The organism is Puia sp. (assembly GCF_036500295.1).
In the GTDB taxonomy this organism is placed as follows: Bacteria; Bacteroidota; Bacteroidia; order Chitinophagales; family Chitinophagaceae; genus Puia.
In genome coordinates this window covers 43,998-64,820 of record NZ_DASYCH010000082.1, presented here as the reverse complement: position 1 = coordinate 64,820, position 20,823 = coordinate 43,998, and the positions used below count along the sequence as shown (strand labels likewise).

Below are 20,823 nucleotides of genomic sequence, written 5' to 3'. Positions count from 1 at the left end.
ATGAAGCCGCAACACCCCATCGATTATGTTTTACACCTGGCCGACAATGCACTTGTCCTGGGTCATCGCAACAGCGAGTGGACCGGACACGGACCCATCCTCGAACAGGATATCGCCCTTTCCAATATCGCGCTGGACCTGATCGGCCAGGCCCGCTATCTTTACCAATATGCGGCGCGGCTGATGAACGTAACGGGCGACGCGAAGCAGGAAGTGACGGAGGATATCCTTGCCTATCTGCGGGACTCCTGGGATTTTCGCAACTGTCTGCTCGTCGAGCAGGCCAATGGCGACTGGGGGAAAACGGTGTTGCGCCAATTCCTTTTCAGCGCCTATCAATATTTTTTCTACCGCGAAGGTAGCCGGGATGCCGAGCTGGCGGCCATCGCGGAGAAGTCATTAAAAGAGGTGACCTATCATCTGCGCTGGAGCAGTGAATGGGTGATCCGCCTCGGGAATGGAACGGAAGAAAGCCATTCGCGGATGGAGAAAGCCCTCGATCAGCTGTGGATGTATACCGGTGAGCTCTTTTTGCCTGCCGACTATGAACAATCCCTTGCGCAGGCCGGGATTGCCGTCGATCTTGCCGCTATCCAGCCCTTGTGGGAAGAACGGGTGCGCGAGGTTTTGACGGAAGCGACGCTGACCATTCCCGCTTCGGCGATGCAGAAGGGCGGCAAGCAGGGAAGACATACCGAGCAGCTGGGTTATTTGCTTGCCGAGATGCAATTCCTTCAAAGAGCCTATCCGGATTGCGAATGGTAGCCAATGGAAGAAACAAAGACGATATGGTCCCTGTTGGAACTGGTTACCGATCCTGAGGTACCGGTCTTGTCGGTGATCGACCTGGGCATCATCCGTGGGGTCCGGATGGAGGCGGGACATCCTGAAATCGTCATCACCCCCACCTACAGCGGCTGTCCGGCGATGGATATGATCCGGATGAATATCCGGATGACGCTGTTGCAACATGGATATACCGATATAAAAATAACCACCGTCCTGTCCCCGGCGTGGACCACCGACTGGATGAGCGAGAAGGGGAAGGAAAAATTGACGGCCTATGGGATCGCGCCGCCGATGCCGGTGCCGGTCGTCTGCCATCCGGGTTTGTTTCTCCGGGAAGAAGCCATCGCCTGTCCCCGGTGCGGTTCCTATCATACTACGCTGATCAGTGAATTCGGCAGTACCGCCTGTAAGTCGTTATACCGGTGTGAGGATTGTCATGAACCCTTCGATTATTTTAAATGTCATTGAATATGTCTTCCATCCTTTTCGAGATCCAGGATCAGATCGCTTTTATAACGTTGAACCGGCCCGAAAAAATGAATGCGTTTACAAGGGAAATGGCATTGCTGCTGCAGAGCAGGCTGGATGAATGCGCGAGCCTGCACGAGGTAAGAGCCGTTTATATCACGGGCGCCGGCAAAGCCTTCTCCGCGGGGCAGGACCTGGCGGAAGTGGTCGGACCCGATGCTCCGGGGATGGCGAAGATCCTCAGCGAACATTATAATCCGCTCGTCACCCGCATCCGCAATCTGCCCAAGCCGGTTATCGCCGCGGTGAATGGGGTGGCGGCAGGCGCCGGGGCGAATCTCGCCCTATGCTGCGATATCGTCGTTGCGGCAAAGTCGGCATCTTTTATCCAGGCTTTTTCGAAGATCGGCCTGATTCCCGACACCGGGGGCACCTGGTTCCTTCCAAGACTCGTGGGCCGGCAAAAAGCCGCGGGCATCGCTTTTCTGGGCGACCGGGTCACCGCGGAACAGGCGGAAAGGATGGGCATGGTCTATGGAGTTTACCCGGATGATGAATTCGTCGGCGCCTCGCGGGCATTGGCCGCGGTGCTGGCGGGGATGCCGACCCGGGCGCTGGCGCTGACCAAACATGCGCTGAACTACTCCGCCGGCAACAGCCTGGAAGCCCAGTTATTGCTGGAAGATGAGCTCCAGCAGCGGGCCGCCGAAACAAAGGATTATGCAGAAGGTGTTGATGCCTTTCTGAACAAACGGGCTCCGCGGTTTAAGGGGGAATAAGTTCCACTTAAAAAAGAAAAATCTATGTTTTACGAATTCAATGGCCACCGCCCCGTGGTCGATGCTTCCTCCTTTGTGCATCCCCAGGCTGCCGTCACCGGCGATGTCGTCATCGGGAAAGATGTCTATGTCGGGCCGGGCGCGGCCATCCGCGGCGACTGGGGCCGGATCATCATCGAAGACGGATGCAATATCCAGGAGAACTGTACGATACATTTATTCCCCGGCGTCACCGTCCGGCTGCGGGAAGGCGCACATATCGGTCATGGCGCCATCGTCCATGGGGCGACTATCGGCCGCAATTGTCTGATCGGGATGAACGCCGTGATCATGGACAATGTGGACCTCGGTGATGAATGTATCGTCGGCGCGCTGAGCTTTGTCAAAACGGGTGAGATCATTCCGCCGCGGAGCGTGGTGGTCGGCAATCCGGCAAAGATCGTCAAGGCCGTGAGTGAGGAGATGCTGCGCTGGAAGACGGAGGGTACGGCGATCTATCAGGCATTGCCGGGGGAACTGCAGGCCGGCTGGAAGGCCTGTGAGCCCTTGCGGCCGGAAGAGGCGGGGGTGGCGGGGGTGGCGGGGGTGGCGGGAGAGGCGGAGGTGGCGGGAGAGGCAGGAGCGACGGATGCGCAGGAAGGGGAAAAGAAGTATAAACCCTGGAATAAAGAGAAGTCGGAGGCCGGACCGGAAGATTACCGGGTGGAGGAGCCGGAAGCGGCATATGGGGAACCAAAATTTACAGTAAAGGAATATCTTGAAAGGGAAGAACACTCCGAATGGAAGCATGAGTATTATAAAGGCGAGATCACAATGATGGCAGGTGCGAAGCTGGATCACATCAGGATTACCGGCAATCTGTCAGGACTTGTAGGAAGCCGGCTTAAGAACAGCGGCTGTGAGGTTTTCGGCAATGACTTGCGCGTCTATATCGAGCCGCACGAATTTCTTACCTATCCGGATCTTTCAATTGTTTGTGGAAAGCCGATCACCTTTGAAAACGATGAGTGGAATTTATTGAATCCGGCCACTATTGTTGAGGTACTTTCCAAATCCACGGCAAAATATGATCGAACAGAGAAATTTGAGCGGTATCAGGCCCTATCCTCTTTCCAGGAATATATCCTGGTCGACTCCCGCTCGATCCTGGTCGAGCAATTCATAAAGGATGCTCGGGGCAATTGGAATTCAACAAGCTATAGACGGCTGAGCGACACGATCACCATTGCAACGGTAAACATTTGCATGACCCTCGAAGAAATATACGGGCGAACCGCATTTCCCAAGCTCACACATTAAGAAGTATCTTTGCAGCCGAATGGAGAAGTCAAACTTTGTCGATCAGATCAGGATCTATTGCAGAACCGGGCACGGAGGTGCTGGCAGTAAGCACTTTATGCAAACTAAATTCAATGCCATGGCCGGACCCGACGGCGGGGACGGTGGTCGTGGCGCCCATATTATCCTCCGGGGCAGTAAAGACCAGTGGACCCTGCTTCACCTGCGGTACTATAAGAATGTGCTGGCGGAGAATGGTGAGGCCGGCAGCGGCAACAACTGCACGGGCAGATCCGGCAAGGATATTTTTATCGAAGTTCCCCTGGGAACCGTGGCGCGGGATGAAGAGACCGGCAAGGTAGAGGCCGAGATCCTCGAGGACGGCCAGGAGATCGTCTGGCTCAAAGGTGGCCGTGGCGGACTGGGAAATGCCAGTTTCGCTACCCCAACCAACCAGGCGCCGGAGCATGCACAGCCCGGACTTCCCGGGGTGGAAGGCTGGAAAGTGCTGGAGCTAAAGGTATTGGCGGATGTTGGGCTGGTCGGATTTCCGAATGCCGGCAAGTCCACGCTCCTTTCGGTCATCACCGCCGCAAAACCCAAGATCGCCGACTATGCCTTCACGACCCTCACGCCGCAATTGGGGATGGTGGAATACCGCGATGGTCATTCGTTTTGCATGGCTGACCTGCCCGGGATCATCGAAGGCGCCGCCGAAGGCAAAGGATTGGGACATCGCTTTCTCCGGCATATCGAACGCAATCCCGTCCTGCTCTTCCTCATCCCGGCCGACAGCCCCGATCATGGCGGGGAATTCCGCATCCTCGTCAACGAACTCGAAAAATACAATCCCGAACTGCTCCACAAGCGCTTTGTCATCGCCATCAGCAAAAGCGATATGCTCGATGAAGAACTGAAAGATGCGATCAAGCGGGAATTACCCCTCAATATTCCGCATATGTTTCTGTCTTCGGTTACCAATCAAGGAATCACAGAAGTAAAGGATATTCTCTGGAAGACGCTGAATGAGGACGTTACAAATTAATTTAAATATAAATGTCTCATTCTTAACGTTCTCTTTATATAGATTTATTGCAATCGATCAATTTTGGACATAGTTTTGCACCACACCTTATGAGATCAGCCTGATCTCTTCCACGTCCCAGCCTGCCATTCGATTGCTGCTGACGACGATTGTTCTCCCGCCAAGACTACTATTGTTTCGCCTCCATTTCTTTTTCCGGCTTGCCATCGGTTGATTTCCATATAGCTACGGGTTGCCCCATATACCTATCGTCACTCAAAAAACCCATTTATATGAAGTCGAAATTCATGGCTCTCTTTGCTAAGCTATTTCTCGGAACCTCTTTTTTGGTGATCCTGGCAACGGCCAATGCCCAGTCCACGGACGCCGACGCCGCCAAAGGCGATGATGTCGCAGTGGTAAAGTATCTCGGTGCCCAGGATGACATGCTGGTCTTCGACATAACCTATTCCAATCCTACCGGGGGCAAATTCCTGGTCACCATCAAGGACCAGGACGGGAACAGCCTTTATCAGAATCTTTTTAACGAAAAAAGCATCTACAAACAGTTCAGGCTGCCGAAACCAGAGAAAGACCGGATCGTCTTTGTGATCCGGGATTACCGCAATGCAGACATCGTAAGGGCATTTGACATCAATGTCAACAGCCGCGTTATCCACGAAGTCGCCGTTCGGAAAGTCAATTAATCGCCTTACAACACAAATAAAATTTATTGTTATGAAATCAATCGTTCTCTCCCTTTTCTTTGCCGGCATGAGCCTGGCGACCCTGGCAAACGGCCCGCACGATCCCATCGGGGACAAAAGCGAAAGCACCGCAGAGGTAAAGTTTATTGGCTCCAATGCAGGGGGATATTCTTTCAACGTGCTTTATAATAACACTGCAGGCGCCCGCTTTAGCGTCGCCATCCTGGATGAGTTCGGCGATCAGCTCTATCAGCACTTTTACACCGATCGGAAGTTTGATAAGAATTTCAGATTACCCGATCCCGAAAGTTATGGGAAGCTGGTATTTGTGATCCGTAATCTTAGCGACAATTCCGTACAGCGCTTTGAAGTGCATGCCGACAGCCGGGTGGTAGATGAAGTGAAGGTAAAAGAAGTGGAGTAATCCCAGCGAAAGATATCGGCCGCCCCTGTTGGGGCGGCCGAAGAGAGAAGATTAATGTAAGGAGTTGCCCTGACCCGAGGAAGTACCCTGGGCGCTCTTGATCGCGCTCTCAATGTCCGTGAATTTCATCTTGCTCAGTTGGTCCTTGCTGAGATTTTTCAGTGACGTTGTAGAAAGGACATTTCCCGGGATGATGACATAACGGTAAAGATATCCGGCCGTGGCGCTATAGGTCAGGTCGGCAAAGGACTGGACCTCGATGCCGCCGGCCGAGAAGATCTGCTGAACGCCATAGATCGCCGTAAACTCGGACACGGACTGAGCAACAGTATCGCTTCCACTCGGATAACCCAAATATCCTAACACCGCACCACTCGAAACGACCTTTGGCGTCAATCTGTCTTCGGTGAAGTCCTGGAAATAGATGGAGTCCGTGCCGTCAAACGTCATCTTCAACGGGATCCAGGAAGAATAATAGACACTGTCCCTGACCACCGTGGTATAAGTCTTTTTACAACCGGCGACGGAAAAAAGCGACGCAAAAGAGACGATCACGAAAAGGGCTGAAAAAACGATTTTCAATTTTCTCACAACTTTGCATTTTTGAGGTTAACGATATTGTTCATATCCATATAGCGATACGCAATCCGGTTAGCGGCGTCAGGGGAAATCGGTAAATTCGATGAATTCACCGGTATATTATATTTAAAGATACTTACTTTTTTTTAGCTACGATCACGGGGCTGTTGTCTTTCCAGCGCCACAGATGCATACAGGCATAGGTCCGGTAGGGACTCCATTTTGCAGAGATTCGCAGCAGCTCCGCGCGCAGGGCCTTTATATCCGTGGGGTCCAATTGATAGATATGGATCATTGCATTCTGGACACCCCAGTCGTCGATCGCAAATATATCTTCCCGTCCCAGACTGAACATCAGCAACATCTCCGCCGTCCAGCGGCCGACTCCCTTTATCTGGGTAAGGTAGGCGATCACCGCCTCGTTTTCCATTTTGTGCAGGACCTTATGATCCAGCCCCTGTTCAACGGCAAACTGCGCCACATTGTGAACATACCGGGCCTTTGCATTAGACAGTCCGATCGACCGAAGCGTCTCGAGCGGGGTTGCCCGCACCTCTTCAGGAGTGGGGAACCGTCCATCATATAAAGCGAGGAACCGTTTCTTTATAGTGTCGGCCACCCTGGCGGACAGCTGCTGACTCATGATGGATGCGATCAGGTAGAAATGAACATCCTTTCTTTTGCTGACCTTTACCGGTTCGGCCTCGGCGATCAGCTTTTTTAATTTCCTGTCTTTTAAAAGGTGCAACCGGTAATCCATGGGCGCAGACATTAAGCGAATGTAAAACTCACCCCCCCATCCTTTTCATCCTTGAGTACGATCCCAAGCTGGAGCAACTGGTTACGGATCTTATCCGAGGTGGAATAGTCTTTTCGCGAACGGGCGTCACGCCGGATATCGATCAGCAGATCCATCACGCCGTTAAGCTTTTGGTCATCTCCCGCGGATTCTCCCCTGAGTCCCAGAATATTTTCGAGGTAGTCGGTGAAATAGCGTTTCATCAGCTGCAGGGTTGCAGGGCTCAAGGCGTCCCGGCGGATCTGGCCGCCCTTCAGTGAGTTGATGATGGGTACGAGCTCAAAGATATTCGCCAGGACTTTTGCGGTGTTGAAATCGTCATTCATGAATTCATCCAGCTCGCGCAGCAGTTTGCGCACCTGGTCATCGATGGCCGGATCGGCCGCCGTCGCGGAGCTGCCGTTGCCTTCGGTCTCGTCGACAACCAATTTCTTCAGCAGGTCATAGGCTTCCCAAAGCCGCTTTAGTCCCTTCTCCGCGGCCTGCAGGGCTTCGTTACTGAAATCGAGCGTGCTCCGATAATGGGTTTGCAGAATGAAAAAGCGGATGGTCATTGGCGTGTAGGCCTGCTGCAACAGCGGATTCGTGCCGGTGAACATCTCCGTCAGGCGAATCTGGTTGCCATAGCTTTTCCCCATCTTTCTGCCGTTGAGCGTGATCATGTTATTGTGCAGCCAGTACCGGGCGGGGATCTCATGATTGCAAATGGTGCTTTGTGCGATCTCGCTTTCGTGGTGTGGGAACTGGAGGTCCATCCCGCCGCCATGGATATCGAACTGCGCGCCAAGATATTTCGAGCTCATGGCCGAGCATTCGATATGCCAGCCTGGGAATCCTTCGCCCCAGGGACTCTGCCAGCGCATGATATGCTCCGGCGGCGCCGCTTTCCAGAGTGCAAAATCCTGGCGATTGTGTTTTTCATCCTGGCCGTCGAGTTCGCGGGTCGTCTCGAGGAGGTCGTCAAGCACCCGGCCGCTCAATTTTCCATAGGGGTAGTGGGCGGCATATTTTTTTACATCGAAATATACCGAGCCGTTTACCTCATAGGCATATCCTTCCTGGATGATCTTCTGGATCATGCCGATCTGCTCGACGATATGCCCGGTGGCCGTGGGTTCGATGCTGGGGTTCAGGTTATTGAACTGATGCATGGCCCAATGAAAGAGAATGGTGTATTTCTGCACCAGCTCCATCGGTTCCAGCATTTCGAGCACGGCCTTTTTAGCGATCTTATCCTCCGCTTCGCGGCCTTCTTCTTCGAAGTGACCGGCGTCGGTGATATTGCGCACATATCTGACCTTGAATCCGAGGTGCAGGAGGTAACGATAGATGAAATCAAAGGTGATGGTAGGCCGGGCATGCCCCAGATGGCTTTCGCCGCTGACGGTAGGGCCGCAAACGTACATGCCCACATGACCGGGTGTGATGGGTGCGAAAACCTCTTTCTGACGGGTATATGAATTATAGACTTTTAACTGACTCATTCGGGCCCGAAGATACGATTTTTAGTGTGTGGTGAGCTTCAGATCGGCAACGACGGGATTGTGATCCGACCAGGGAAGAGAGAACTTCCGGCACTGCAGGATCTGGAACTGCGGATCGGTGAGAATGTAGTCTATGCGCAGTGTCGGCGACAGATGAACGAAGGTTCTGCCGATGCCGAAGCCATTTTGCAGGAAAGCATCCTTCCACCCGCCGCGGATGGTAAAATAGGTGTAAGAGTTGGGGACATCGTTAAAATCCCCGCAGATGATCCCCGGGAAGGGACTCTTGTCCAGCCGGGATCGCACCTCTTCCGCCTGATCGGCACGGTGCTGAAAGGCATAGGCCAGCTTTTTTGCAATGGATTTCGAAGCCGATACGATGCTGTCATCCACCTTCTTGATGATCTCCAGATCGTGATAGTCCTTGCTGCGGAAGAGTACGGACTGAAGATGGGTGGTAAAGGCCCGAAGAGTGTCGTCACCGATCTGGATATCTGCCGCGATGAGACTTTCCGTGGCAGGCACGGCGTCGGGCTTTGAATAATGCATGCTCAGGGAGTCGACTATCGGGTACCGTGAAAAAATGATCACGCCGGCCGCCCATTTCCCGTCAAAGCGGCCATAGTCTTTTGAAAAGACATGATAGGGAAAATGCAGGTGTTCTTCGATGTAGGGAATGTTGGGGGTATCGCTGGGATGGTAGGATTCCAGAAACTCCTGCAGGCAAAGGATGTCCGGGTGAACACTGTCGATGAAATTCAGCATTTTTAACCGGTGACCCGAAGCGCCCTTCTTCCGGGTAATGTATTCATCGAAGCTGCGAACGTTCCAGGTCATGATCCGGACGGTGCCGGCGGGCTTTTTGAGGGTAAAACCCGTTCCCGGATGCATGGCGAAAAAGCTGCGGATATTGGACCAGCCGATAAGCAGCACCAGCAGTGAAAGCAGGGACCAGGGGCGATAGTGCGACAAAAAGAGTCCGATGATAAAAAAGAGAAGCAATAACAGCAATAAGAGCGGGAAAATAAGCCCCAGCAGGGAGACCAGCCACCATTTGCCCGGATGAAGAAAAGAATTCGCGCAGGCCAGCAGAAAGAGAACTGCTGTAAGGATGTTCAGGACGATGAACAGCCTGCGGGTGAAATTTCTTAGGAGGGCCATGTGCCCTAAGTTACAAATCTTCTTCGTCCGCGGCCCTTTTCAGGATCTCTTTTTCCTCGTCTGTAAGGAAGCGGTAACCCTGTTGGTTGATCTTGTCCAGGATCTCGTCGATGCGCTGCTGGGTCACATTGGGTATCTTCTTGAACGGCTGGGTGCCGGAAACCTTGTAGTAAAACTCGTCTTTGGGAGATCTTGCCTTCCGCTTCTTATCCGGGTTGAAGAGTTCGTTACACCAGTCGAAGAACCGGTTGATCCAGGCGCTGCCGTCCCGGCCCCGCCGCATCTGATAGATGAACAGGTAGCCCGCGCCGGCGCCCGCCAGGTTGGCGATATAGGGCCCCGGGTCGTGGCGGTCAAGGGTGGAGAAATTGATGAGCAGGTACAGCACCGTCAATACCCAAAGCGGGATGCCGCCGTTGATCATCGGGAAGATGCGATAATCGGGTGCTACCGCGGTAGTGGCAACGGCCACGGCGATGATGGAGGCATTGGCACCAGCCAGCTGGGCGGTGGCTATATCGGCATGCAAACCTGGAAAAACGGTATAGGCAACGAGGAAAACGAGCGCGCCCGCGATGCCCCCGTAGAGATAGATGGGGATCAGTTTCCGGTTGCCGGTCAGGTCCTGTAAAATATACCCAAATCCCCAAAGCCAGACCATGTTCCCGATGAACCGGAACATATGCGCGTCGGAGAACATATAACTCAGCACCGTCCAGGGACGGCCGGACAATTTATCCAGGGAGGCGGGCAGAACAAACCAGGAAAGGACATTGGTGTCATACTGCAAATCGGGCAGCTTGTAGGCCGTGTAAATAAGGTACACGAACTTCAGTATCGAAAACAGCACGGCATTGATCACCACCAGCCGGACCAGTGCATTCCCATCCTGCCCCAGGGCGATCTTCTTGCGATTGCTGTCTTCCATTACCCGCATACGATTGTTTATGTTATGATAAAACGCCGGCAAACAAAGGATGTTCGGACCCGCTAATAAAAATTTCGCCGGTTGTTCCTGTTCCAGATCATTACAACAATGATGCCTACGAGCGCCCCTCCCAGGTGGGCCCAGTGTGCGACATTATCGCCGGCGGAGGACCGGATGCCGGAATACAATTCAATGGCGGCGTAGCCCAGCACTGCCCACTTCGCCTTGATCGGTACAAAAAAGTAGAGATAGATCAGACTGTTGGGGAAAAGGTATCCAAAGGCGGCCAGACAGCCGAATATGGCGCCGGAAGCCCCCAGCGTCGCCTCATTAACCCTGAATTCAGCCGAATAAAGCAATTCCTGTTGTTCCTGCAGAGGGATCTGATGAAACTGATCCATCAGCGGAGCCATTTCAATATATAAAACAATCAGATGACACACCGCGGCCCCAATGCCGCAGATCACGTAATAGATCAGGAACCTTTTCGACCCCCAGTAATTCTCGAGCACGGCACCAAACATCCAGAGGGCGAACATATTAAAAAAAATGTGATCCCATCCGCCGTGAAGAAACATATAGGTAATCAGCTGATGAGGACGAAAAAAAGCGGAATGGACATCATGAAGGGCAAACAGGTTGAGTATCGAATTCTCGACTCCCCGGCCCAGAGTTTGTTGCGCAAGAAAAACTAAAACGTTGAGGATTATAAGATTCTTAATGACGGGCGGAATCATCTGAAAGCTACTGGGCCGAAATTCTGTCATACTCTTACAATTTAACTATTGAATTATGCAAATTAACGCTTTGCAGGCTATACACGAAGCTTAAGCTGTACGATATTTTCGATATGATGGGTATGCGGGAACATATCTACCGGCTGTACCCGCGTGACCGCATATTTCGCATCCAGCAACCGGAGATCTCTTGCCTGCGTCGCCGGATTGCAGCTTACATAAACGACGGTCGGCGCGGCGATCTCCAGGATTTTATTAACCAGCCCCTCATGCATCCCGGCGCGCGGCGGGTCGGTGATGATCACATCGGGCCGCCCTTCCCGGGCGAAGAATTCGTCATTGCAGACATCCACCACATCCCCTGCAAAGAACCGGGCATGGGGGATATTGTTCAGCGCTGCATTCTCCTTTGCATCGGCAACGGCTTCCGGAACGACCTCAACCCCGACGATGCGCGCAGCCTGGCGGCTGACAAAGATACCGATGCTGCCGGTGCCGCAGTACAGGTCATAAACCGTCTCCTTCCCCGTAAGCTCTGCAAACTCCCGCGTCACGCGATAAAGCGCCTCGCCCTGGATCGTATTCGTCTGGAAGAAGGACTTGGGGCCGATCTTAAACCGGAAATCCTCCAGCTTCTCGATCACATAGCCTTTTCCGTGGACGATCCGTGGCTCCAGATCTCCAATCGTGTCATTCCACTTGGGATTGATCGTCACTAAAAGGGTGGTGAGCTGGGGAAATTGTTGCAGCAGGCGCTGAGTCAATTCCCGGGTCTGTCCCTCATCTTCATATCCGAGCACGAGATTGGCCATGATCTCGCCGGTCGTACAGATGCGCAGCTGGAGGTTTCGAAGCCAGCCATGGTGCGCCCGGATGTCATAAAAGGGCAGGTTGCGCTCCAGCCCGAAATCCCTGACGGCCTTACGCAGTTGATTGGTAGGCTCCTGTTGCAGGTAACAGATATCGATATCCACTACCTTGTCGAAAAGGCCTCTCGCATGAAAGCCCGCGACGTTCTGCTGCGGATTGACGGCAGGGTCATGCAGCTCCCTGGGCAGCAGGAAGCGCCGGTTGGAGAACGTGTATTCTATCTTGTTGCGATAGTGGATAGATTCCGCGGCGCCGAGGATCGGATCTATCGCCGGAAGCTCCACCTTCCCGATCCGCTGCAGGACGTCTTCCACCTGCTGCTGCTTGTATTGAAGTTGTAGCGGATATGGCAGCATCTGCCACCGGCAGCCGCCGCATACGCCGAAATGGGAACAAAAAGGGTCCACCCGTTTGGGGCTGTATTCACGAAATGCGGTGACAAATCCTTCGGCCCAGTCCTTTTTATTCTTTCCCAGGCGAATATTGACGATATCGCCGGGAACCGCATTCTCGATAAAGATCACTTTTCCGTCGACGCGGGCAATCGACTTGCCTTCGGCTGCGTAATCTTCGACCAGAACATCCAATAATTCAATGGCTTTTTTCTTTTTTCTCACGACGCAAATATCCCTGAAAATGTGCTTCTTGAAAAATAAAGCCCATTTTCAGGATTAATCTAAGGTCTGTCCTTCGGACAAGATGCCTCCGGCATCTTAAATTAGTGCTATTTTTACCTGTGTATGAGGAAGATCGTATTATCCGTCGGCTGTTTTTTATTGTATTTGTTGAATGCTCACGCACAGAGCGGATACTCCATCCGCGTTCATCTTAAGCCTTTTACCGGCGGAAAGGTTTATCTGGGTTACTATTACGGCAAGATCAGGGCGCTGGCGGATTCGGCACAGCTCGACGTTAACGGCGACGGCCTTTTCAAGGGTAAGGACCGGTTACCTGGTGGGGTCTATTTTGTCGTCTCCCCGGGCAGGACGGTTCTTTTCGAACTGCTCCTGGACAGCCTGCAGCATTTTTCCGTAGCCGCCGACACGGCCGGCCTTCCCGAAACCGTGGCCTTTACCGGCTCGCCCGACAATACCCTCTTCCAGACCTATACCCGCTTTACTGCCACCAAGGGCAAAGAGATCACCGCGGGACTGAAGGAACTGGCGGCTGCCCATACCAGGGCCGATTCGACCCGTATCCGTGAAAAGATGAAGAAGGCCAATACCGAGATTCAGGATTATCGTCAGAACCTTGCCGTCAAATACCCCAACACCCTTCTGGCCGCTCTTTTCCGGCTGTTAAAAGAGCCCGTGGTGCCGCCGGCGGCCAGCCAGCCGAACAGAAAATATGACAGCCTTTTCGCCTATCGCTTTTTCAAGGACCATTACTGGGACGGCATCGACTTCTCCGACGAGCGGCTTAGCCGGACGCCCGTGTTCGAACCCCGGCTGGACAAGTATTTCCAGGACCTCGTACCGCCCGAGCCCGACTCTATCGAGCGGGAGGCCGACCAAATGCTCCTGGAAGCCAGGGTCAGCAAACCCATGTTCCAATACCTGATGGTGTATTTCGTTCAGAAGTATGTTAACCCGCAGTACATGGGTCAGGATGCGATATTTGTCCATCTCTTTGAGAAATACATTAACACCGGCCAGGCGGAATTCTTTACGGAAAAATATAGGAAGTTTCTGGACAACCGGGCTTATAGCCTGATGGCCAATTTGATAGGTCAGCCTGCCGCCAACCTTGAAATGGTGGATACGACGGGTAAACCCCGCAACCTTTACGATGTCGCCGCGCCGTTTGTCGTCATCTGCTTCTGGGACCCGACCTGCAGCCATTGCAAGGAGATCGTCCCGAAGGTGGACTCGATCTTCCATGCCAGGTGGAAACAGGAAGGCATAAAACTGTATGGGGTGATGGTCGACGGCGGGAACGAGGCCTGGTTACAATTCATTAAGGATCACAATTTAACCGACTGGATACACGTTTATGAGACCAAAGAACACCAGGAAGCCGGCGAGAAGGCGGGTCAGCCCAATTATCGCCAGCTTTACGACGTGTATCAGACCCCGATCCTCTACCTGCTGGATAAAGACAAACATATCATCGCAAAAAAGCTTACTTATCAACAGATCGATGAGGTCATAAACTTGAAAATGCGTCAAAAAAAATCCAATTGATATGGGCATGCCGGTTAAAACGCTTTTCCTTATCCCCGGTCTTTTTTTCCTATTGCTGTCGGGTGTCTCTGCTCAAACTCTATTCACCGTCGATCATAACCCGGTTAGCAAGGAAGAATTCCTGAAAGCGTATAACAAGAACAATACCGGGCAAAAGCCTACCTCAGCCTCGTACCGTGACTACCTGGAGCTCTATATCCGTTACAAACTGAAGGTGCGGGCCGCCTATGATGCCCAATTGGACACCCTTCCGGGCCAGCGGATGGAGCTACAGAATTTCCGTTCACAGGTGGCCGAATCCTATCTCAAGGACGAGACCAGCCTGGACCGGCTCGTCAAAGAAGCCTATCAGCGGGGGCAAAAAGACATGCATCTCTCCCATATTCTTATCACCTTGCCGAAGAGTCCGTCCCCAGTCGATACGGCCCGGGCCTACGAAAAGGCGATGTCGGCCTATACGGCGCTGAAAAAAGGCAGGAAGTTCGCCGAAATGGCCATGCTCTTCTCCGAAGACCCCTCGGCAAAAAGCAATGGCGGCAGCCTCGGGTATGTCACCGTCTTCACCCTCCCCTACCAATTGGAGAGCCTGGCCTGGTCCCTCGCACCCGGACAGATCTCAAAACCCTATCGCACAAAAGGCGGCTACCATATCTTTCGCAACGATGGCGAACGGAGATCCCTGGGCAGGGTAAAGGTAGCCCAGATACTCGTGGCCTTCCCGCCTTCGCCCACGGCAGCCATGAAGGTAGATGCCCGGCACCGGGCCGATTCTCTCTATGCCCTGCTCCGGCAAGGCACCGATTTTGCCACGCTGGCCCGTAACAACAGCGGCGACAATCTTTCCTATCAACAAGGGGGCGAACTGCCTGAATTCGGCGTCGGCCGCTACGACTCCGCCTTCGAAGCGACGGCCTTTGCCCTGGACCGGGATGGCGCCATCAGCAAACCCCTCCAAAGCGAATTTGGGTATCATATTATCAAACGCCTGGGCCGGAAACCCTTCCCGGCGGAAATGAATGAGCCCGCGACCGCGCAGTTGAAGCAGCAGGTGTTGAACGATCCCCGGATAGAGGTGTCCCGTAAAGCCCTGCTCGACCGGATCATGCAACAAACCGATTTTCACCGGGCAGATATTTCCGAGCTCGATCTGTGGGCCTTTACCGACAGCTCCCTGAAAAATATGGGGCTTTCAAGCTTCCGCGGACTGAGCTGGCCCACCACCGTTTTTACTTTCGGCCGGCAGTTCTATAGCGTGAAAGAATGGCTGGACTATGCCAGGGCGGCGAGAGGTCAGCGGGTGGGCGGGGCCCAGGCGGATAAAGAACTCTTCGACCGGTTCGTCGAGCGAACTGCCCAAGACTACTACCGCAACCATCTCGAAGACTATAATAAGGATTTCGCCTTTCAGTTGATGGAGTTCCGGGAAGGCAATCTGTTGTTCGAGGTCATGCAGCGGAAGATCTGGGACAAAGCCTCCACCGACAGCGCCGGCTTGCGGAAATACTATGACGCCCACAAGGACAAATACTGGTGGGAGCAAAGTGCGGAGGCCCTTTTATTCACCTGTAACAATGCCCGGACGGCAGAAGACCTGAAAGCCCGGCTCCAGACTCATCCCCTGTCCACCTGGCGGCAAATGACCGACAGCAGTGGCGCCGCCGTGCAGGCGGACTCCGGCCGGTATGAGTTTGCCCAGATCCCCAACTCCTCGAAGACTGCGCCCGAGCCCGGAACCTTCACCCCCTTCTCCACCAATCCGACGGACAACTCCGTGAGCTTTGGTTATATTCTGAATGTATATCGCCAACGCGCGCCCCGGGATTTCCGGGATGCAAGAGGATTCGTGATCAACGATTACCAGGCTTTTCTGGAAGATCAGTGGATCGCCGAACTGAAAAAGAAATACGCGATAAAGATTGAAGAATCGGTTTTTAAAACCCTTTAGAAGGTAGCCTTTACCACCTCCTCGATCAACTTTGGCTTGCCGAGGGTATAGTAATGCAATACCGGCACGCCCGCCTGTTTCAGCTCCCTGCTTTGCTGGATCAGCCATTCGGTGCCGACCTTCTCCACCTCCGCATCGCTCCTGCACTGCAGGATGGCATTGGAGAGATCGGTGGGCAGGTCGACATGGAACACCTTCGGCAACATGCTTAGCTGCTTCTTTGTCGTGATGGGCTTCAGCCCCGGGATAACGGGAATGGTAATCCCCTGTTCGCGGACGGCCTTGACAAATTCAAAATATTTCTGGTTGTCGAAGAACATCTGAGTGGTGATATATTCCGCCCCGGCGTCGACCTTTGCCTTGAGATACATCAGGTCGGTATCGAGATTGGGTGCTTCGAAATGTTTTTCCGGGTAGCCGGCGATGCCGATGCAGAAATTGGTCTTTCCGCCGTTTTTGATGTCTTCTTCGAGGTAGACCCCCTGGTTAAGGCAAACCACCTGTTTCAGCAGATCGAGAGCATAGCGATGGCCATCGGGTTCGGGCTCGAAGGAGCTTTCGTTTTTGGCGGCATCACCCCGCAGTACAAGAACGTTGTCGATGCCGAGAAAATGCAGGTCGATCAGGGCATCCTCGGTTTCCCGTTTGGCGAATCCACCGCAGATCAGGTGCGGAACCGCGTCCACCTTATAATGGTTCATGATGGCGGCGCAGATGCCGACCGTGCCGGGCCGCTTGCGGACTTCTACTTTCTCGAAGGTGCCATCGGTCTTCTTTTTGAACATCGTTTCGCTGCGGTGATAGGTCACGTTGATGAAGGCAGGCTTGAATTCCATCAGGGGGTCCAGGTGGTCGTAAATGGAGCTGATGGTCTTACCTTTCAAAGGGGGCAGAATTTCGAAAGAAACGAGGGTATCCTTGGCGTTTTTGAGATGGTCTATAACCTTCATTGGAAAACAAGTGATTAAGTCTGCGAAATTAATCGATAAGTCTTAAAACACCTATAAATTTCACATCCGGAGCTTGCGGCATCACATTAGGGGCTTATTTTTGCGAGCAAAATCGAAAAGCTTGAGTATTACCATTCATTCCCAAGACCTTGTAAAGACCTACCACAACCGGACGGTGGTGAACCACGTATCCGTCAAGTTGGAGCAGGGAGAAATCGTCGGGTTGCTGGGTCCGAATGGCGCCGGTAAGACGACCACCTTTTACATGGTGGTGGGGCTGATAAAGCCGGATGAAGGCAATGTTTTTCTAAACGATGTCAATATCACCCGTCAGCCCATGTTCAAACGGGCACAGATGGGTATCGGCTACCTGCCGCAGGAGGCCTCCGTCTTCCGCAAGCTCAGCGTGGAAGACAATATCAAGGCGGTGCTGGAAATGACCAAACTGAGCCGGGCACAGCAAAAAGAGAAGCTGGAAGCCCTGCTGGATGAGTTTCACCTCCATCATGTACGCAAAAACAACGGGGATTCGCTAAGCGGCGGCGAACGGCGAAGGACAGAGATTGCCCGTGCACTTGCCGTGGACCCCAAATTCATCCTTCTTGACGAGCCCTTCGCCGGGGTGGATCCCATTGCGGTGGAAGACATCCAGTCCGTGGTGGCAAGGCTCAAATTCCGCAACATCGGCATCCTGATCACCGACCACAACGTGAACGAGACGCTCTCCATCTGCGATCGGGCCTACCTGCTTATCGACGGGAAGATCTTCAAGCACGGCACCGCCGAAGAGCTTGCCGAGGACGAACAGGTAAGACGGCTGTATCTGGGCCGCAATTTCGAGCTGAAAAGAAAGGACTATCTCCATGAAGAAGCCCGTCAGCGGGAAGAAAAAAATATGCTTTAAATTCCCACCGTTTAATTACATTGCCTTTGAAGCCGCGCCTGTCGGCTTAGTGTATGAAGCTATTGAGCCCGGCCATATCGAGATTGGCGAGATTGCGCCAGGAACGCATTGAACAATGGGTGAAACATCCTATCGCCGTCCAGCGGGAAGTCCTGCAGCATCTTGTCACTTCCGCCCAGTATACCGAGTTTGGCCGTAAGTATAATTTCTCCAGGACTTTTTCCCTCCGCGATTTTAAACAGGCCGTTCCCATCCACGAATACGACGACCTGAAGCCTTATATCCAGCGGATCATGAACGGCGAGCAGAATATCCTCTGGAATACGCCGATCAACTGGTTCGCGAAGAGCAGCGGCACCACCAGTGACAAAAGCAAGTTCATCCCCGTCAGCGAAGAGAGTCTGCAGGACTGCCATTACAAAGGCGCCAAGGACGTGCTGACGATGTACTATCACTTCAATCCCGAATCCGATCTGCTCACCGGCAAGGGATTGGTTATCGGCGGCAGTCATACCATCAACCAGGTAAATGAGGAGGTGCACTATGGCGACCTGAGTGCCGTGCTGCTGCAAAATGCGCCTTTCTGGGGGAACTGGATCCGCACCCCCGAGCTGAGTATCGCGCTGCTCGACGAGTGGGAGGACAAGATCGAACGGCTGGCCGGCAATACGATCATCGAGAATGTAACGTCTATTTCCGGGGTCCCGACCTGGACGCTCGTTCTGATCAGACGTATCCTGGAGATGACGGGGAAGAGCACCCTCGCGGAGGTCTGGCCATCCCTCGAATTATATATCCATGGCGGCGTCGCCTTTACACCCTATCAGGAACAGTTTCGCCGGCTTATCGGAAAGGACATCCACTATCTCGATATGTATAACGCCAGCGAAGGGTTCTTTGCCGCCCAGGGCAACCCGAACGATGACGGGATGTTGCTCTTCCTGGATCATGGGATCTTCATGGAGTTTATGCCGGTGGAAGAATATGGCAAGCCCCATCCGGAGACCATCGGGCTGGCCGACATCGAGATCGGCCAGAACTACGCACTGGTGATCAATACCAACGGCGGGCTTTGGCGTTATCTGTTGGGTGACACGATCCAATTTACTTCCCGCGACCCCTTCCGGATAAAAGTAAGCGGCCGCCTCAAACATTTTATGAATGCCTTTGGCGAAGAGGTCATCGTCGACAATTCGGACAAGGCCATCGCCATCGCAAGTGAGAAGACCGGGGCTATCGTCAATGATTACACTGCCGCCCCCATCTACTTCAGCGAGACGGGTAACGGGGCGCATGAATGGCTGGTGGAATTCGAGAAGAAGCCGGCCGATCTGAACCAGTTCGTCACCGAGCTCGACAAGGCGCTGAAAAGCATCAACAGCGATTACGAGGCCAAACGGCATAAGGATATCGCCCTTGGAATGCCCCGGTTGCATATGCTTGAAAAAGGTGTTTTCACGGCCTGGCTGAAGCGAAAAGGCAAGTTGGGTGGTCAGCATAAGGTTCCCCGCCTCTCCAATGACCGAAAATATATCGAAGAGATCCAGGCTATGCTGTAGTCTGTTCCGTCTGCCGGAGAAGCAGCGTCAGCGCGATAAGGCTGACGAATGAAGAAGTATAGAACAGGTAGAGATAGGGAACGTCGATAAAGGCAAAAAAGATCACCAGCCCCAGTTTTAATGCCGCCAGCGGCAGATTTTTGGCCCGCAGCCGCCACCCGGCAAGGATAAAGAGCATCGGGGCGATAAAGCTGAGCGAGATGAGCAGGCTATGCAGCAGCCCCACTTTTTTGGGACCAAAGAACCAGGCCAACCCGGGCGCCGTTGTAAAAACATCCGGGCTGTCCTTCCACACCCGGGAGGCGAAGGCCACATAGTCCCCCGGCAGTTTTGCCAGGCGGACAAAGGTATCCAGCCCTACGGGCAACAGGAACAGCAGGACAAAGCAGAGTATTCCGGTGAGGGTGATGATCGATAAATTCCGCCACTTCTTCTCTAACGCGAGAAAGAGCAGGTACGCCGGTATCCAGCCTACAAGCGCATAGCGGCTCAGCATACAGAGGGAAATAGCGATACCCGTAAGCCAGGGTCTGCCCGAGAGCAGCGCCAGCACCAGCAGCACATAATACCCGATGACCATTCCCTCTTCCGACACACTGACGATACCCGCGGTGTTGTCGGCGACCAGCCACCAGAACAGTAGAAAGGCGATGACGCCGAGGAAGAAAGGGGTATATCCCCGGGGCCGTTTTTCTGCCAGGGCTCCGGCGGAGAAAGTGGTTGCCCGGTATAGAAAAATAAAGACGGCAAAGCTGAAGAGCAGGGCGGCCACGGCAACCCAACGCATGTCGAGGCCCAGGAAAATGGCGGGGACGTAGGGCAGCCACATTGCCGGAAGATAGATCGGTTGTGTTCCGTTCCAGATCCACGGAATAATATCATAGACATGACTATGCTGACCGGCGATAAATCTTTCGCCCATCACTTTTATGATGGGAAGCATATCGGCGTTGGTGATATCGATTGGCATTTCATCGAACCAATAGCAGCACCAGGACCAGGTGGCGAGTGCCATCAAACCCACGATGATCAACCGGTAATGGTTGACCGGCAGGGTCCAGGCTTTTTTAACGGAGGCAGGCAGACGCAGTTGCGGGCAGCGGGTCAGCCCAAATGCGATCGCGATGCCCGATGAAAGATACAACAGGGAAAAGAAGGGCGCCCAGCCCGGGATTTTCAGGAACCAGGTGGCGCTGAGCGTCTCCACCGAAAAGAGCAGCAACAGTTTGACCGGTAAATTTTTTGGGTGATCCAT

At 53.4% G+C, this 20,823-nt stretch carries 20 protein-coding genes; 11 read left to right on the top strand and 9 right to left on the bottom strand.

Annotated elements, in window-relative coordinates; all coding sequences use genetic code 11:
* The 7 genes from paaC (at position 1) to VGM48_RS16020 (ending at position 5,469) form a co-directional block, all read left to right on the top strand.
* A complete protein-coding gene (gene paaC, locus VGM48_RS16050; protein WP_331580899.1) occupies positions 1 to 765 on the top strand; it encodes a 1,2-phenylacetyl-CoA epoxidase subunit PaaC in 765 nt (254 codons plus the stop codon).
* 3 nt (positions 766 to 768) lie between these two features.
* Entirely contained in the window at positions 769 to 1,257 is a 489-nt protein-coding gene (paaD, locus tag VGM48_RS16045; protein WP_331580897.1) for a 1,2-phenylacetyl-CoA epoxidase subunit PaaD, read from the top strand.
* Between the two features lie 2 nt (positions 1,258 to 1,259).
* Positions 1,260 to 2,036, top strand: a complete 777-nt coding sequence (locus tag VGM48_RS16040) for an enoyl-CoA hydratase-related protein (protein ID WP_331580895.1) — start codon at positions 1,260 to 1,262, stop codon at positions 2,034 to 2,036.
* A 24-nt stretch (positions 2,037 to 2,060) separates the two neighbouring features.
* Complete coding sequence (locus VGM48_RS16035) at positions 2,061 to 3,335, top strand: Uma2 family endonuclease (RefSeq protein WP_331580893.1); 1,275 nt, start codon at positions 2,061 to 2,063, stop codon at positions 3,333 to 3,335.
* A 19-nt stretch (positions 3,336 to 3,354) separates the two neighbouring features.
* On the top strand, positions 3,355 to 4,359 hold the full coding sequence (obgE, locus tag VGM48_RS16030; RefSeq protein ID WP_331580892.1) for a GTPase ObgE: 1,005 nt from the start codon (positions 3,355 to 3,357) through the stop codon (positions 4,357 to 4,359).
* Positions 4,360 to 4,631: 272 nt separating this feature from the next.
* On the top strand, positions 4,632 to 5,045 hold the full coding sequence (locus VGM48_RS16025; protein ID WP_331580891.1) for a hypothetical protein: 414 nt from the start codon (positions 4,632 to 4,634) through the stop codon (positions 5,043 to 5,045).
* A 31-nt stretch (positions 5,046 to 5,076) separates the two neighbouring features.
* The gene (locus VGM48_RS16020) at positions 5,077 to 5,469 is read left to right on the top strand and encodes a hypothetical protein (RefSeq protein ID WP_331580889.1); all 393 of its coding nucleotides are present in this window, start codon (positions 5,077 to 5,079) and stop codon (positions 5,467 to 5,469) included.
* A 51-nt stretch (positions 5,470 to 5,520) separates the two neighbouring features.
* Here VGM48_RS16020 and VGM48_RS16015 read toward each other — a convergent pair whose 3' ends face one another.
* From VGM48_RS16015 to rlmD, 7 genes are all read right to left on the bottom strand, one after another.
* The gene (locus VGM48_RS16015; RefSeq protein ID WP_331580887.1) at positions 5,521 to 6,060 is read right to left on the bottom strand and encodes a hypothetical protein; all 540 of its coding nucleotides are present in this window, start codon (positions 6,058 to 6,060) and stop codon (positions 5,521 to 5,523) included.
* Between the two features lie 124 nt (positions 6,061 to 6,184).
* Positions 6,185 to 6,820 carry a DNA-3-methyladenine glycosylase 2 family protein gene (locus VGM48_RS16010; RefSeq protein ID WP_331580885.1) on the bottom strand — a complete coding sequence of 212 codons (636 nt, stop codon included), beginning with the start codon at positions 6,818 to 6,820 and terminating at the stop codon, positions 6,185 to 6,187.
* Positions 6,820 to 8,331, bottom strand: coding sequence for a cysteine--tRNA ligase (gene cysS / locus VGM48_RS16005; RefSeq protein ID WP_331580883.1), 1,512 nt, complete (start codon positions 8,329 to 8,331; stop codon positions 6,820 to 6,822). The genes VGM48_RS16010 and cysS overlap by 1 nt, the downstream gene beginning before the upstream one ends.
* A 21-nt stretch (positions 8,332 to 8,352) precedes the next feature.
* Positions 8,353 to 9,492: an endonuclease/exonuclease/phosphatase family protein gene (locus VGM48_RS16000; RefSeq protein WP_331580881.1), complete on the bottom strand. Its 1,140-nt coding sequence runs from the start codon at positions 9,490 to 9,492 to the stop codon at positions 8,353 to 8,355.
* Between the two features lie 10 nt (positions 9,493 to 9,502).
* Positions 9,503 to 10,429, bottom strand: a complete 927-nt coding sequence (locus tag VGM48_RS15995) for a rhomboid family intramembrane serine protease (protein ID WP_331580879.1) — start codon at positions 10,427 to 10,429, stop codon at positions 9,503 to 9,505.
* A 53-nt stretch (positions 10,430 to 10,482) separates the two neighbouring features.
* On the bottom strand, positions 10,483 to 11,157 hold the full coding sequence (locus VGM48_RS15990) for a rhomboid family intramembrane serine protease (RefSeq protein WP_331580985.1): 675 nt from the start codon (positions 11,155 to 11,157) through the stop codon (positions 10,483 to 10,485).
* A gap of 77 nt (positions 11,158 to 11,234) precedes the next feature.
* Complete coding sequence (gene rlmD / locus VGM48_RS15985) at positions 11,235 to 12,644, bottom strand: 23S rRNA (uracil(1939)-C(5))-methyltransferase RlmD (RefSeq protein ID WP_331580877.1); 1,410 nt, start codon at positions 12,642 to 12,644, stop codon at positions 11,235 to 11,237.
* A 123-nt stretch (positions 12,645 to 12,767) separates the two neighbouring features.
* Here rlmD and VGM48_RS15980 point away from each other — a divergent pair, with 123 nt between their 5' ends.
* On the top strand, positions 12,768 to 14,210 hold the full coding sequence (locus tag VGM48_RS15980) for a DUF5106 domain-containing protein (protein ID WP_331580875.1): 1,443 nt from the start codon (positions 12,768 to 12,770) through the stop codon (positions 14,208 to 14,210).
* Positions 14,211 to 14,217: 7 nt separating this feature from the next.
* Complete coding sequence (locus tag VGM48_RS15975; RefSeq protein ID WP_331580872.1) at positions 14,218 to 16,155, top strand: peptidylprolyl isomerase; 1,938 nt, start codon at positions 14,218 to 14,220, stop codon at positions 16,153 to 16,155.
* Here VGM48_RS15975 and VGM48_RS15970 read toward each other — a convergent pair.
* A complete protein-coding gene (locus VGM48_RS15970; RefSeq protein ID WP_331580869.1) occupies positions 16,152 to 17,105 on the bottom strand; it encodes a methylenetetrahydrofolate reductase in 954 nt (317 codons plus the stop codon). The genes VGM48_RS15975 and VGM48_RS15970 overlap by 4 nt on opposite strands.
* Positions 17,106 to 17,226: 121 nt before the next feature.
* Between VGM48_RS15970 and lptB the strand changes: the two genes are divergently transcribed.
* Together lptB and VGM48_RS15960 are read left to right on the top strand one after the other, a co-directional pair.
* Positions 17,227 to 18,009 carry an LPS export ABC transporter ATP-binding protein gene (gene lptB / locus VGM48_RS15965; RefSeq protein ID WP_331580867.1) on the top strand — a complete coding sequence of 261 codons (783 nt, stop codon included), beginning with the start codon at positions 17,227 to 17,229 and terminating at the stop codon, positions 18,007 to 18,009.
* 53 nt (positions 18,010 to 18,062) lie between these two features.
* A complete protein-coding gene (locus VGM48_RS15960; protein WP_422662694.1) occupies positions 18,063 to 19,568 on the top strand; it encodes a GH3 auxin-responsive promoter family protein in 1,506 nt (501 codons plus the stop codon).
* Here the strand turns inward: VGM48_RS15960 and VGM48_RS15955 are convergent.
* Positions 19,558 to 20,823, bottom strand: coding sequence for a hypothetical protein (locus VGM48_RS15955; RefSeq protein ID WP_331580862.1), 1,266 nt, complete (start codon positions 20,821 to 20,823; stop codon positions 19,558 to 19,560). The two genes, VGM48_RS15960 and VGM48_RS15955, sit on opposite strands and share 11 nt — an antisense overlap.

Excerpts from the sequence above, each read along its gene's own strand:
- VGM48_RS15995 (WP_331580879.1), bottom strand. The coding sequence starts at position 10,429 with ATGCGGGTAATGGAAGACAGCAATCGCAAGAAGATCGCCCTGGGGCAG.
- VGM48_RS15980 (WP_331580875.1), top strand. The coding sequence starts at position 12,768 with ATGAGGAAGATCGTATTATCCGTCGGCTGTTTTTTATTGTATTTGTTG.
- paaD (WP_331580897.1), top strand. The coding sequence starts at position 769 with ATGGAAGAAACAAAGACGATATGGTCCCTGTTGGAACTGGTTACCGAT.
- VGM48_RS15955 (WP_331580862.1), bottom strand. The coding sequence starts at position 20,823 with ATGGATCACCCAAAAAATTTACCGGTCAAACTGTTGCTGCTCTTTTCG.
- VGM48_RS16020 (WP_331580889.1), top strand. The coding sequence starts at position 5,077 with ATGAAATCAATCGTTCTCTCCCTTTTCTTTGCCGGCATGAGCCTGGCG.
- VGM48_RS16040 (WP_331580895.1), top strand. The coding sequence starts at position 1,260 with ATGTCTTCCATCCTTTTCGAGATCCAGGATCAGATCGCTTTTATAACG.
- VGM48_RS15990 (WP_331580985.1), bottom strand. The coding sequence starts at position 11,157 with ATGATTCCGCCCGTCATTAAGAATCTTATAATCCTCAACGTTTTAGTT.
- VGM48_RS15960 (WP_422662694.1), top strand. The coding sequence starts at position 18,063 with ATGAAGCTATTGAGCCCGGCCATATCGAGATTGGCGAGATTGCGCCAG.
- VGM48_RS15970 (WP_331580869.1), bottom strand. The coding sequence starts at position 17,105 with ATGAAGGTTATAGACCATCTCAAAAACGCCAAGGATACCCTCGTTTCT.
- VGM48_RS16025 (WP_331580891.1), top strand. The coding sequence starts at position 4,632 with ATGAAGTCGAAATTCATGGCTCTCTTTGCTAAGCTATTTCTCGGAACC.
- VGM48_RS16000 (WP_331580881.1), bottom strand. The coding sequence starts at position 9,492 with ATGGCCCTCCTAAGAAATTTCACCCGCAGGCTGTTCATCGTCCTGAAC.
- cysS (WP_331580883.1), bottom strand. The coding sequence starts at position 8,331 with ATGAGTCAGTTAAAAGTCTATAATTCATATACCCGTCAGAAAGAGGTT.
- obgE (WP_331580892.1), top strand. The coding sequence starts at position 3,355 with ATGGAGAAGTCAAACTTTGTCGATCAGATCAGGATCTATTGCAGAACC.
- paaC (WP_331580899.1), top strand. The coding sequence starts at position 1 with ATGAAGCCGCAACACCCCATCGATTATGTTTTACACCTGGCCGACAAT.
- VGM48_RS16035 (WP_331580893.1), top strand. The coding sequence starts at position 2,061 with ATGTTTTACGAATTCAATGGCCACCGCCCCGTGGTCGATGCTTCCTCC.
- VGM48_RS15975 (WP_331580872.1), top strand. The coding sequence starts at position 14,218 with ATGCCGGTTAAAACGCTTTTCCTTATCCCCGGTCTTTTTTTCCTATTG.
- VGM48_RS16010 (WP_331580885.1), bottom strand. The coding sequence starts at position 6,820 with ATGTCTGCGCCCATGGATTACCGGTTGCACCTTTTAAAAGACAGGAAA.